Here is a 12397-nt window from a genome sequence, read left to right on the forward strand (position 1 = left end):
AGACTCGAGCCGATGTGGATCGGATGGATCGAGTTCGACATCCTGCTCGGCGACGTGCGCTCGCTCAAGCAGAAGCGGGCGGTCGTGCGTCCGTTGATCGCGGAGCTGAGCCGTCGCACCGAGGCAGCAGTCGCAGAGGTCGGAACGCTGGACCTGTATCGCCGCGCCACCATCGGCGTCGGCGTCGTCGCGCGCGACGCCGGACACGTTCGCGATGTGCTCTCCCGCGCCGAGAGGATGCTCGCCGACGAGCATCCCGAGATCACCCTGCTCGCTGCTCGGCACGGACTACACTCCAGCGACGACTGACCGCCTACCGCTCAGGCGGCGTCGGCGCCGAGGAGGGCGAGCAGTTCGAGGAGCTGATCGCGCTGCGCAGCCGACAGGCCGCCGAATAGTCGCTCCCACACGTCGGCCACCACTGCTCGTCCTTCCGCGAGCACGTGGCGGCCGAGATCGGTCAGTTCGAATGCGACGCGACGGCCGAGTCCCGGTCGTCGCTCGATCAGTCCGCGGTGCTGCAGCCGGCCGGCGAGCGTACCGAACGCCTGGTCGCTCTGAAAGACCGCGACGGCGAGATCGTGACTCGATGCCCCCGGCATGCGATCGATGGCCCGCAGTGCGTCCCACTGCACGAGCGACACGCCCGCCTGCTGCAGCGCGGCCTCCATGGCCCGGTGGTCGCGGTGCTGCACCTGCTTGATCGCTCGCCCGAGGCGTTCCAGATCGCTCGGTCCCTTGCGCCCTTCGCTCATGGTGTTAGTGTATCAACATCCTTATATAAACATGTTGATTGGATCTGCCATGGAACCAGAACTCGTCGTGGAGGCTGCGGCCGCAACCCTGCCACCCATCGTCGAGGAGGACGAGCGGAAGCTGCTCGTGCTGCACGGCGGGGGCGGCCCCGCGACCATGGCTCCCATCGTCGCCCGTTATGCGGAGAGTTGGCCGGTCTTGGCTCCCACGTTGCCTGGCTGGAACGGCAGCGCGCGGCCGGATGCCGTCGACAGCATCCCGAGGCTGGCTCGCGGCTATCTCGACGCCCTGCTCGAGCGTGGCCAACGCGACGTGCTCGTGGTCGGCTCGTCGATGGGCGGCTGGATGGCGCTCGAGATGGCCGCGACTGCGGCCGGTGACGAGCGATACGCCGGCGTTCTCTCCGCAATCGTCGTGATCGACGGCACGGGAATCGCCGTGGCAGGAGAACCGATCACGGACGTCTTCGCCCTCGACCCTCGGGGCCTTGCCGAGGCGGCGTGGTTCGACCCGGACCGCGGATACTTCGACCCGGCAACGCTCCCCGAGGAGCAACGCGCTGTTCAGCGGGCGAATCAGGCGACGATCAGGACTCTGGCGGGCGATCCGTACATGCACGACCCCTCGCTGCTGGCTCGCCTGGCCGAGATCGCCGTGCCCGCGTTGGTCCTCTGGGGCGCGGCTGACCGCGTGGCCACGCCGGCGTACGGCCGAGCGATGGCCACAGAGATCCCCGACGCGGAGTTCGCAGTCATCGAACGCGCCGGACACCTGCCGCAACTCGAGAATCCCGAGGCGCTGTGGGCGCGGTTGGATCCCTTCGTATCGCGGCTTGCCGGCCAGAACGGCTGACGCCGAACGGGCGACGTAGCGGAACGGCGCGCCAGACGCGAAACGGGCCGGCCCCGAAGGACCGGCCCGTTTTCATCCGTGTCGGCTCAGTGCTTTCCGAGCGCCAGCGAGTGGGCGAGGTCGAACGACACCGCTCCAAGACCCGTCACATCGTCGTAGCCCTTGGCAACGGTCAGCGACGTGTCGTGATTGAGCGTCATCAGGAACGAACGACCGCTCGTCTTGCTCGTGTACACCACAGCGACCTCCTGCGACGGCGGTTGCACGTCGCGGAACGACGACGGCAGCACGCGGTCGATCGCGTACAGCGTCGGGTTCGCGAAGCCGATCGTCGAGTGGGTCAGCTGCTGCGCCAGCGCGATCTGGGCAGCCGTCAGCGGTGACGCGAGCGACGTGCCGCCGTACGTCTCGTTGATGTAGCCGCCCGTGGCGAGCGTGTCGTCGTCGATGATCGGCTGGATGCCGATCTCGAACCCGGTGTAGGGATCGGCAAGCGCTGCCAGGTCGGGCGAGACGCGCTTGCCGTTGGACAACGCATCGGGCACGACACCCTTCTGATACGCCGGCTCGGCATTCACCGCACTGACGCCACCGCCCGCGCCGCCCGCGAAGAGCGATCCGGGAAGCGGGTCGGTGTAGGAGAGGTTGCCAGCGGCATCCTTCTGGATGACGTCGGCCTGAACGCCCCAGCCGACCTCCATGGCCAGTTTGCCGTTCTTGTCGACCCCGATCGACGTTCCGCCGACCGAAGTGACGTACGGCGAGGATGCCGGGAAGTCGGGCGACGCATAGCCGAGGCTGGCTGCCTCGTCGCCGTTGTCGCCGCTGGAGAAGTAGAGTCCGATGCCCTCGGCCGCGGCCTGCAGGTGGATGTTCTGCTCTCCAGCGATCACGTCTGCCGGCACGTCTTCACCCACGTCGCCGTAGCTGTTGCTCACGATGTTGGCGAGCTTCTTGTCGAGGATGGTCGACATCGCGATGTCGAGGCCGCCGCCGCAGTTGAAGCCGCCTACGTAAAGCACGCTGGCCTTCGGCGCGATGGCGTGTACAGCTTCGACGTCGAGCGTCTGCTCCCCCTGCCACCCGCTGGGCTCCTGGCACAGGTCCTTGTCGGTGAACTGGCTGGGATCCGGCACGATCTGGTTGTACTGACCGGGCGCGAGTCCCGGCTCACCGTTCTGTGCGGAGTACTGGTTGACATCCGCCTGGATGCTCGGCGACGCGTAGGCGTCGATGATCGCGACCGTCTGACCCGACCCGTTGATGCCGAACTTCGACCACGTGTCGAGGTTGTATGCCGAGCGCAGCTGCTTGGGCACGTAACCGCAGATGTTGGTCGGATACTGAGTCTGGCCGTTGTACGCGGGCGGCACCGTCACGGTGTTCTGTGCCCAGTACGTCGAACACGGTGCGTCGACAGTTGGCTGCACCGCCTGCCTGCGCTGCATCTGCGGGCTGCTCGGACCCGTCGTCGCGGGGATGTCGCCCTGCTGGATGGAGTCCGGCCTGGTCAGCGTGCGCGACTGGTCGAGGCTGACGGCGCTGACGGATGCCCCGACATCCGATGGCAGCGACGGCGCGCTCGACGGTGCCACGAGCTTGTGCCCGCTGTGGTTGTACGTGTGCAGCGTGGTGCCGAAGGCGGCATCGAGCTGGTCAACCGTTCCGCGGTAGACGACGTACTGCCGGCTCGCCGGCGTGCCCGTGATGGTGAGCCCCTGCGACTTCAGGTAGGAGACCACGGCGTCGTACGACTTCTTCGTCGGAGAGAACGTCGCGATCCACTGCTGTGGGCTGAGCCAGTGGCGGTACTGCTTGTTGCCTGGCGTCGAGACGGCGAGCGCGAGGCTTGCGGCGCCCTGCTCGTCGCGCAGATGCAGGTAGAGCTCGCCCTCGACCGTAGTGTCGCTGGCCGCCGCTCCCGCGTCGTTGCTGCTCGTCGCCCAGCCGGGCACCGAACCCGAGTAATCGACGCGCGACGCCGCGCTCGCCGCTGGCATTCCCACGGCAGACAAGGCGATGATGCTCGCCCCCGTGGCAAGGATGGCCGTCGCGCGCCTCGTGAGCGCTCGCCGGCCGACTCGTATGGTCATCCGTGTTGTTCCCTTCGATTCTTCGCGGGCGCCACCCCTCGGCACACGCGTGATTCGGACCCTATGCCCACACATCACCCCCTCACAAGAGGGACACAAGGTGCGAAACACGAGCGACACACGGGTAGCGGAGTGGGCAGGCGCCTCTGCCGCCTTCCGGGGCGTGCTGCGCCGAAATGCAGAAAGGCCCCACCCGGATGAACGGGTGGGGCCTTCTGTGCGCTGCTTAGCGGGGCAGACTCAAATCGCGTTGACGTCCAGCGGGATGCCCGGTCCGAACGTGGTCGAGACCGCGCCCTTCTGGATGTAACGGCCCTTCGCGGCGGAAGGCTTGAGGCGCACGACCTCCTCGAGCGCGGTCTTCAGGTTCTCCTGCAGCTGCTCGGGGGTGAAGCCTGCCTTGCCGACGACGAAGTGCACGTTGGCGTGCTTGTCGACGCGGAACTCGATCTTTCCGCCCTTGATGTCGGAGACGGCCTTGGCCACATCCGGCGTCACGGTGCCCGTCTTCGGGTTCGGCATGAGGCCGCGGGGGCCGAGCACCTTACCCAGGCGACCGACCTTGCCCATCAGCTCGGGGGTGGAGACCGCCGAGTCGAAGTCGGTCCAGCCGCCAGCGACGCGCTCGATGAGCTCGTCGCCGCCGACCTCGTCGGCGCCGGCCGCGATGGCCGCCTCGGCCGCCGGGCCCGTTGCGAAAACGATGACGCGGGCGGTCTTGCCCGTGCCGTGCGGAAGGATGACGGTGCCGCGCACCATCTGGTCCGCCTTGCGGGGGTCGACGCCGAGCTTCAGCGCCACCTCCACGGTGGAGTTGAACTTGGACGAGCCGGTCTCGCGTGCGAGCGCGACGGCCTCGTCGGGTGTGTAGAACTTGCCGGGCTCGATCTTCTCGACCGCGGCCCGGTAGGCCTTGGACTTCTGTGCCATGTGAATTCTCCTGTGAACGAGAGTGTGGTCATCGCGCCTGGCCGACGCTGCCACTGAAAAAAGAAGGAAGCGGTGCGATTACTCGACCGTGATGCCCATGGAACGGGCGGTGCCCTCGATGATCTTCGAGGCGGCATCCAGGTCGTTCGCGTTCAGGTCGACGAGCTTCTGCTCGGCGATCTCACGCACCTGGGCGGCGGTGAGCTTGCCCACCTTCGTGGTGTGCGGAACACCGGAACCCTTGGCCACACCCGCGGCCTTCTTGATGAGCTCTGCTGCCGGCGGGGTCTTGAGGACGAACGTGAACGAACGGTCCTCGTAGACGGTGATCTCCACCGGGATGACGTTTCCGCGCTGCGACTCCGTCGCGGCGTTGTACGCCTTGCAGAACTCCATGATGTTGACGCCGTGCTGACCCAGCGCCGGACCGATCGGCGGTGCGGGGTTGGCGGCGCCGGCCTTGATCTGAAGCTTGATCAGACCAGTGACCTTCTTCTTCGGTGCCATTGATTTTCCTTTCTTCGAGCGGGTGCCGAGGCATCCTCTCTCCCACGAAGCCGGACTGTCCGGAACGTGGTGACGGTGCGCGAACGCGCAAACCACACAATCTTACCCGATGCGCGGCTGTGCCTTGGCCGCACGGATGCCTGCCCCTGGCGAAAACAGGCAAACCGCGCGAGAGCAGGCAAGTCCTGCCTGTTCCCGCGCGGTTTGCGCGGTCATGCCTCTTGGCGCGGCACGACCTACTGCTTGGTGACCTGGTCGAAGCTGAGCTCGACGGGAGTCTCGCGCTCGAACAGGGAGACGAGCACGGTGAGCTTGCCGCTCTCCGGCTTGATCTCGCTGATCGAACCGGGAAGGCCCGCGAACGAGCCCTCCTTGATGGTGATGGTCTCGCCGATCTCGAAGTCGACCTCGATCGGGGCGACGCGTGCCGTGGTCTTCGAACCCTTGCCAGAGGCGGCCTTGGTCGCCACCGGCTCGACCTGCACGAGCGACTTCAGCATGTTGAAGGCCTCATCGAAGCGCAGCGGCGTCGGGTTGTGAGCGTTGCCCACGAAGCCCGTCACGCCTGGCGTGTGGCGAACCACCGACCAGCTGTCCTCGTTCAGGTCCATGCGCACCAGCACGTAGCCGGGGATGCGCACGCGGTTGACCATCTTGCGCTGGCCGTTCTTGATCTCGACGACGTCTTCCATCGGCACCTCGACCTGGAAGATGTAGTCCTCCATGCCCATAGATGCCGTGCGGTTGGCCAGGTTCTGCTTCACCCGACGCTCGAAACCGGCGTAGGAGTGGATGACGTACCACTTGCCGGGAAGGCGGCGCAGCTCGCGCTTGAACTCCTCGTAAGGGTCGACCTCGACCTCTTCTTCGTCCGACGGCTCCTCGGCGGCGCCATCGACCTCTTCTTCGTCTTCGATCGCCTCGAACGCGGCTTCCGCCTCGTCGGCGTCGTCGATCTCGAGCGCCTCGTCGACCGCGGCATCCGCCTCGGGGTCGGCCGTCTCGGCTATCGCATCGAGCACGGCATCGAGATCGATGTCGTTGCCGTCTGCGTCGGTCACGTGCAAGGCCTCGCGCTCGGCGGCATCCGTCGAGTCCTCAGCGGACTTGAGCTGGTTGCCCTCCTGCGCCTCGTCGTCTTCGGCGGACTGCTCGGCAGCCGTCGCCCAATCGACGTCGTCGCGCTCTCGTTCAGACACTTAGCTTTACCAATCCATTCCTGTTGTTGCGCGGTACGGCCCGCGCCGCCGAATCATCCAGGCCTCGTCCTGCGCCCCGCGGCCTCTCGGCCGTCAGGATGCCGGGCTGCCGAAGGCGAGGATGACAAGCCAGCTGAAGAGCTGGTCCAGCCCGAACACGATCGCCATCATGATGATCACGAAGACCAGCACGACGCCCGTGTAGCTGAAGAGCTCCCTGCGCGTCGGCGTGACGACCTTGCGCAGTTCGCCGAAGACCTGCCGGATGAACAGGGCGATCCGAGAGAAGGGGTTGCGCTTGGCATCCCGCTCCTTCTTGGCGTTCGCGACGACATCCTCGCTGGGTTCGTCGATGACTTTTCGGGCCACCTCATACCTTTCGTGGGCCGGCGCAAGAGCACCGACTTGCAGGGCGGACAGGACTCGAACCTGCAACCTGCGGTTTTGGAGACCGCTGCTCTACCAATTGAGCCACCGCCCTTCGGTGATGAAATCGTGTCGTCACCACCCTGGGCGAACGCTGGACACTCGGCCTGCGAACTCACTGGCGGCGTCGCATTCAACCCCTTCGACGCCCGGCAAAAATGGGCGCAGAAAAGCTTGGCTGACTTCAACAACCTCGGTCAAGTGTAGGCGAGCGGTACCGGGTAGCGCAAAGCCGCGTCACCTCACAGCAGGCGGCGGGCGAGCGCCCACGCCGTGAGCTCGTGCCGCGACGAGAGCTGCAGCTTTCGTAGCACTGCAGACACGTGCGTCTCGACCGTCTTCACCGAGATGAACAGCTCTCCGGCGACCTCTTTGTATGCGTATCCCCTGGCGATGAGGCGCATGACCTCCCGTTCCCGCGCCGTCAGCCGGTCGAGCTCGTCCCCGCTCTCGGCCTGCTCTCCCGACGCCGTGCCGAACGCATCGAGCACGAATCCGGCCAGCCGTGGTGAGAACACGGCGTCGCCCTCTGCGACGGCGTGCACCGCGCGCGTCACCTCCGCGCCCGAACTACCCTTCGTGATGTAGCCCCTGGCTCCCGCGCGGATCACGGCGACGACGTCTTCTGCCGAGTCCGAAACACTCAGGGCGAGGAACCGCGTCTGCGGCGACAACGGCGCAGCGCGCCTCGCGACCTCGGCGCCTCCACCACCCTGGCGGTTCGGACCGTCCGTGCCGCCCGGCAGGTGCACGTCGAGCAGCACCACGTCCGGACGCAGGGCAGCGACCGTCTCGATCGCCGACTCGACGGCATCCGCTTCGCCGATCACCCGGATGCCCTCCCCCAGGTCGGCCCTGAGGCCAGAGCGGAAGATGGAGTGGTCGTCGACGATGACCACGCTGATGTCGTTCACTGTTGTTCCTCTTGCTGCTCGAAGTGCACGTGCACCTCCGTGCCCTGCCCGCCGGCTCCTGGGCGAACGGATGCCTGCCCGCCTGCCCTGCGCATCCTCCCGATGATCGACTCCCGAACGCCCATGCGGTCGGCCTGCACCTCGTCAAGGGCGAAGCCCGGGCCGCGGTCGCGCACGAAGACGTCCACCGATCCCGGAGTGCTCTCGATGTACACGCTCACATCGCCGCCCGCGTGCCGTGCCGCATTCAGCATGGCCTCCCGCGCGGCCGCCGCAACCTCACCGCCTGACCGCTCCCGCGTCTCGCCGACGGCCACGACGTCGAAGCGCACCGAGTAGTCCAGCTCGAGCCCTGCCGCGGTGTCGCGCAGGTCGGTGACCAGATCGCTGTCGGCTCGCGGCTCGCCCGAGAACAGCCATTCGCGCAGCTCGCGCTCCTGGGCGCGAGCGAGTCTCGCGACCTCGCTCGATGCCCCGGCCCTCGATTGGATGAGCGCGAGCGTCTGCAGCACCGAGTCGTGCAGGTGCGCAGCCATCTCGGCGCGCTCCTCCTCGCGAACGCGTTTGGTGCGCTCGGCGATGAGCTCCCGCCACAGTCGCAGCGCCCATGGCCCCGCGAGCACTGCGACTCCCGCCAGCAAGACGCCGATGAACGCCACCCACGCCCAACCGGGCGCCTCTCCGCCCCACACGAGCGGGCCAAGCACGCCGGCAACCACGAGCAGCACTCCGCTCGCGACGCGCAACCAGCGCGACGCGGTCTCGCTTCGCGGAGCCGCGGCATCCACGAGCTGGTCCCATGCGGCTGCGCCAGCCCCGCACGCGACGACTCCGGTGAGTACCGGCACGAGCACGCCGGGCCCGACGATGCCAGCCTGGAACGAGGCGCCGAAGCCGAACATCAGCACGGTGAGCGCCGCGGCTATGGCGAACAGCACCCAGGGCATCGAGACGCGGCGGTGTACGAGACCGTGCGTATCGGCGGGCGCCGGCTCGAGGGGCGTCATGGCCCACAACCACGCGTAGAGCAGGATGCCCGCTCCACCGCAGAGCGCGAGGCCGCAGGCCAGCCATCTGGTCGCCGTCTCGCCCCAGCCCAGATGCCTCGCCACGCCTGCACAGACTCCGCCGAGCACGCAGTCGCGCGGGCGGGCGAGCGGTGGGCGCGCGGGCAGGGTGGACACAAAGGCATCCAATCATCCGGGGACCGCTGACCGACTTCTTCATGGGGGATCTCAGGGACGGATCAGGGGCATCCCCGATCGCGGCGCGCAGTCCGGGTCGGGCACCATCGAGTCATGCCTGATCTTCCCCAGCAGCACTACGCCGACCCCGGCTCCGCTTCCGGCTCGGCCCCTGGCGCCGGCTCCGCCCGGTTCTTCGGATGGCTTCGCAGCCTCGGCATCACCAGGCGGGGCGGCTGGGTCGGCGGCGTGTGCAGTGGAGTCGCCGCCCGCCTCGGCATCGATCCGATCATCGTCCGCGGCATCGCGGTCGTCGTCGCGGTGCTCGGCGGACCGGCGTTCCTGCTGTACGCGGCGGCCTGGCTTCTGCTGCCGGACGCACGCGGTGACATCCACCTCGAACGGCTGATCAAGGGGCATTTCGATCCGCCCATCATCGCCATCATCGTGATCGTGCTCTTCTCTCTGCTGCCATTCGCCCAAGGCTTCTGGTGGGCCGGTGCACAGTTCTGGGGCGGCCTGAGCTGGTTCTCGTCCGCCGGCCGGGTGCTGTGGACGCTGCTCGTGATCGCACTGATCGTCGGGGTGATCGTGTGGGCAGCACGCAGCGGTCGCATTCCGCCTGCACCGCCGCGACCCACGCCCCCTGCTTCACCGACGGATGCCGGTGGCGGCTCAGCGTATTCCGCTTCCGCGAGCGCCGCCCCGGCATCGCCAGCACAGGCTCCGACAGCGACGGAGCAGACCCGCACGGCCACGGACGGGGCCCAGACACCGAAGCGAACGGCGACGGAGCAGACGGCCAGCGACGAGACGGCCACCGAACAGCCAGCCGGCGAGCAGGCGGCCACCGATTCGACGCAGGGCGCCACCGAGGCGAACGCGCCGGAGAGCGACCTCGCCGACTGGCGCGCCAGACAGGAGGCGTGGAAGACGGACTACGCGGCGTGGACGGCTCAGCGCAACGACGAGCGCGTCATCAGGCAGCAACGCTCCGCCGAGATGCGCGCGAAGGCTCAGACCCTGGCCGCCGAGGCTGAGGAGGCACGCAGGCAGCGCCGTGCCGCGAACCCCCGAACCAGCGCCGCATACGTGTTCATCTCACTGGGCATCGCGCTCGTCGGCGGCGGCGTAGCCGCGGCGCTCGCGCTCGCCGGTTCAGGCCGAGACTTCGCGCTCGCGATCGCTCTGGCCACTGCGACAGGAGTGATCGGTCTCGCCATCGCGACGGCAGGCATCCTGAGGCGCCGCAGTGGATTCCTCACCTTCGTCTCGATCGTGCTCATCGCTGCCACTCTCGCGGCCGCGCTGCCGCCGCGACTTCACCAGCTCGTACTGCTGCCTGCCACGTCGTACTCGAACCCGCACGACCTGAAGGTCTACCAACCGATCGGAGCGACTCGGCTGTACTACGACGTGTCGGGAGCGGGCGGCGGCGACATCGAGCAGGGCGCTGGCACGGTGACGGTGCTGCTGCAGAACGGCGTCAGCGCCCGCATCGAGGTCCTGCAGCACGCGCCGAACAGCACCTTCGATGCGGTACAGGTCGATGAAGCAGGCAACGCGCGAGAGGTCGAATCCGCGAAGGGTGGTGCGGCCGGCGCACACACCTACGTGATCGGCGATGGCACACCGAGCATCGACCTGCATATCGATCAGGGTCTCGGCACCATCCGGGTCGAGTACCACCCATCCACCGACCGATGACCGAGGAGACGACGGTGAAGCAGAACCCGGACGACGAGCGCGGCGCCGACGCCGCCCAGAAACACGAGACGCACGAGACCCACGAGACGCAGCCTCTACCGACCGAGGTGCTGGACAGCGCCACCGGTCCGACCGAGGTGCTGGACAGCGCCACCGGTCCCACCGAGGCCACCGAGGCCACCGCTCCCACCGAGGGCATCGGGCCGTCGGACGGATCAGCCGCGTGGCCGTTCGGCCAGCAGGCCACACCCCAGCCACCGCGGCCGACGCTCGCCGGCTACGGCGAGCCGGCCCGGATCCGTCCTCGCGTTCGCGCGGGCGCCATCGTATGGGGCGTGCTCGTCATGGCGTTCGCCGCGGCAGCCGTCACCGTCTGCGGTGCGGCCGACGTGCGATCCGCGTTCCAGGCGTGGCAGGCATCCGTCACTCCGGCCGGCTGGGCGGTCCTAGGCGTGATCGCCCTGGGTGTCGTCGTGCTCCTCGTCGCGGGCGTTTCCGCGATCCGTGGCGCCCAGCGCCGCGCGGCCGGCTCAGCCAGAAGCTGACGACGAACGCCCCGGCCTGCTTTCCTGACGCGACGACGCCTGCCGCACCGGGGCCAGAAGTCGAGGCCCTAGAGCTCGAGTCCGACGAGTACGGGCTCCGGGTGGAGCAGCACGCCGAACTCGGCCTGCACCCGACCCTGCACGTATGACGCGAGCTGCGCGATCTCGAGAGCGGATGCCCCGCCGCGGTTCGTGATCGCCAGCGTGTGCTTGCTGGAGATGGCGGCACGCGATCCCGGGAGTGCAAAGCCCCTGGAGATCCCCGCCCGATCGATGAGCCATGCTGCGCTCAGCTTCACGCCTGGGCCGTCGCTCGATTCCGCCTGCGCGCGCCTGCGCTCGCGGTCCGCCGCGGCGTTCGCGAGCATGCCCACCGCGACGCTCTCCTCGGCCGTCGCTCCGTCGAGGGGCGCCACCAGGTCCGGCTCATCGGGGGTGAGCGGCCAGCGCGGGGCATCCGCGGGGAGTGTGCGCGCGAAGTGTGCTGAGACGATCGGGTTGGTGAAGAACGAGCCGGCGCTGACGGAATCCGGGTCGTTCGGATCGAGCACCATACCCTTCGATGCGCGCAGCGACAGCACTGTGCGCCGCATCTCCCCAAGCGACACGCGCGTGCCGACGTCGACCGCGAGAGCGTTGGCCAGCTGCCCGTACGCGATCGGCTCTCCCAGCGCCGCACCCACAGCTGGACGCTGCATCAGTTCGAGCTCGACCGCGACGACGACGCCCTCCAGCCCCCGCTTGAGCACCGACGTGCGGTAGCCGAGCTCGAGGTCGACAGCAGTGAGGCGTCGCACGTCGCCGTTGGCGGCATCCACGAAGTCGACGGCCACCAGAACAGACGACAGCTCCTGGCCGTACGCGCCGATGTTCTGCACGGGAGCGGCGCCGACGCTTCCGGGGATCCCGGACAGCGCCTCGATTCCGGCCCACCTGTTGCGAACGGCAAGCGCCACCAGCGCGTCCCAGCTCTCACCCGCCTGCACGCGCAGCCGTACGGCATCCGGATGCCCGTCGCCGCCTTCACGCGTCTGCACGCGTTGCACCCCGCTCGTTGCGATACGGATGACCGTGCCGTCGAATCCGTCGTCACTCACGATGGTGTTCGATCCGCCGCCGAGCAGCAGCACCGGTTCGCCGCTGCTGTAGGCATCCGCCGCCATGGCGACCAGATCGGCCTCCGTCGTCGCGGTGAGCAGGTCGCGCGCGGGGCCGCCCACGCGCATCGTCGTGAGTTCGGCGAAGGTCGGGACGGCCTCGGTCATGCGCCCCGGCCCAGGCTGC

At 68.2% G+C, this 12397-nt stretch carries 13 protein-coding genes and 1 tRNA gene; 4 read left to right on the forward strand and 10 right to left on the reverse strand.

The genetic code is table 11. The features are described 5' to 3' along the window. The first annotated feature begins 12 nt into the window (after nucleotides 1-12). Nucleotides 13-309, forward strand: coding sequence for a DUF503 domain-containing protein (locus tag ACO2Q7_RS13235; RefSeq protein WP_423356173.1), 297 nt, complete (start codon nucleotides 13-15; stop codon nucleotides 307-309). An 11-nt stretch (nucleotides 310-320) separates the two neighbouring features. On the opposite strand, the gene ACO2Q7_RS13240 is transcribed toward ACO2Q7_RS13235, so the two are convergent. Beyond that, nucleotides 321-755 carry a MarR family winged helix-turn-helix transcriptional regulator gene (locus ACO2Q7_RS13240; protein ID WP_423356174.1) on the reverse strand — a complete coding sequence of 145 codons (435 nt, stop codon included), beginning with the start codon at nucleotides 753-755 and terminating at the stop codon, nucleotides 321-323. Nucleotides 756-804: 49 nt separating this feature from the next. On the opposite strand from ACO2Q7_RS13240, the gene ACO2Q7_RS13245 reads away from it, so the two are divergent. Beyond that, entirely contained in the window at nucleotides 805-1608 is an 804-nt protein-coding gene (locus ACO2Q7_RS13245) for an alpha/beta fold hydrolase (protein WP_423356175.1), read from the forward strand. 86 nt (nucleotides 1609-1694) lie between these two features. Here ACO2Q7_RS13245 and ACO2Q7_RS13250 read toward each other — a convergent pair whose 3' ends face one another. The 8 genes from ACO2Q7_RS13250 to ACO2Q7_RS13285 all read right to left on the reverse strand — a co-directional run bounded on the left by ACO2Q7_RS13250 (nucleotide 1695) and on the right by ACO2Q7_RS13285 (nucleotide 8861). After that, nucleotides 1695-3701: a S53 family peptidase gene (locus ACO2Q7_RS13250; RefSeq protein ID WP_423356176.1), complete on the reverse strand. Its 2007-nt coding sequence runs from the start codon at nucleotides 3699-3701 to the stop codon at nucleotides 1695-1697. A gap of 240 nt (nucleotides 3702-3941) precedes the next feature. Continuing rightward, nucleotides 3942-4631: a 50S ribosomal protein L1 gene (rplA, locus tag ACO2Q7_RS13255; RefSeq protein WP_423356177.1), complete on the reverse strand. Its 690-nt coding sequence runs from the start codon at nucleotides 4629-4631 to the stop codon at nucleotides 3942-3944. Between the two features lie 78 nt (nucleotides 4632-4709). Then, nucleotides 4710-5138 carry a 50S ribosomal protein L11 gene (gene rplK, locus ACO2Q7_RS13260; RefSeq protein WP_423356178.1) on the reverse strand — a complete coding sequence of 143 codons (429 nt, stop codon included), beginning with the start codon at nucleotides 5136-5138 and terminating at the stop codon, nucleotides 4710-4712. Nucleotides 5139-5374: 236 nt separating this feature from the next. Then, nucleotides 5375-6337, reverse strand: coding sequence for a transcription termination/antitermination protein NusG (gene nusG / locus ACO2Q7_RS13265; RefSeq protein WP_423356179.1), 963 nt, complete (start codon nucleotides 6335-6337; stop codon nucleotides 5375-5377). A gap of 93 nt (nucleotides 6338-6430) precedes the next feature. After that, nucleotides 6431-6706: a preprotein translocase subunit SecE gene (gene secE / locus ACO2Q7_RS13270; RefSeq protein ID WP_423356180.1), complete on the reverse strand. Its 276-nt coding sequence runs from the start codon at nucleotides 6704-6706 to the stop codon at nucleotides 6431-6433. A gap of 39 nt (nucleotides 6707-6745) precedes the next feature. Further along, nucleotides 6746-6818: transfer RNA gene (locus tag ACO2Q7_RS13275), tRNA-Trp, on the reverse strand. Nucleotides 6819-7005: 187 nt separating this feature from the next. Next, entirely contained in the window at nucleotides 7006-7677 is a 672-nt protein-coding gene (locus tag ACO2Q7_RS13280) for a LuxR C-terminal-related transcriptional regulator (RefSeq protein WP_423356181.1), read from the reverse strand. Beyond that, nucleotides 7674-8861, reverse strand: a complete 1188-nt coding sequence (locus ACO2Q7_RS13285) for a PspC domain-containing protein (protein WP_423356182.1) — start codon at nucleotides 8859-8861, stop codon at nucleotides 7674-7676. Before ACO2Q7_RS13285 ends, ACO2Q7_RS13280 begins: the two co-directional genes overlap by 4 nt. Nucleotides 8862-8975: 114 nt before the next feature. On the opposite strand from ACO2Q7_RS13285, the gene ACO2Q7_RS13290 reads away from it, so the two are divergent. Beyond that, a complete protein-coding gene (locus ACO2Q7_RS13290; protein WP_423356183.1) occupies nucleotides 8976-10568 on the forward strand; it encodes a PspC domain-containing protein in 1593 nt (530 codons plus the stop codon). After that, entirely contained in the window at nucleotides 10565-11113 is a 549-nt protein-coding gene (locus ACO2Q7_RS13295; protein ID WP_423356184.1) for a hypothetical protein, read from the forward strand. Before ACO2Q7_RS13290 ends, ACO2Q7_RS13295 begins: the two co-directional genes overlap by 4 nt. Before the next feature lie 68 nt (nucleotides 11114-11181). Here the strand turns inward: ACO2Q7_RS13295 and ACO2Q7_RS13300 are convergent, their stop codons facing one another. Then, nucleotides 11182-12378, reverse strand: a complete 1197-nt coding sequence (locus ACO2Q7_RS13300) for a UDP-N-acetylmuramate dehydrogenase (RefSeq protein ID WP_423356185.1) — start codon at nucleotides 12376-12378, stop codon at nucleotides 11182-11184. Nucleotides 12379-12397: the final 19 nt, after the last annotated feature.

This window comes from Rathayibacter sp. KR2-224 (genome assembly GCF_049446075.1).
In the GTDB taxonomy this organism is placed as follows: domain Bacteria; phylum Actinomycetota; class Actinomycetes; order Actinomycetales; family Microbacteriaceae; genus Humibacter.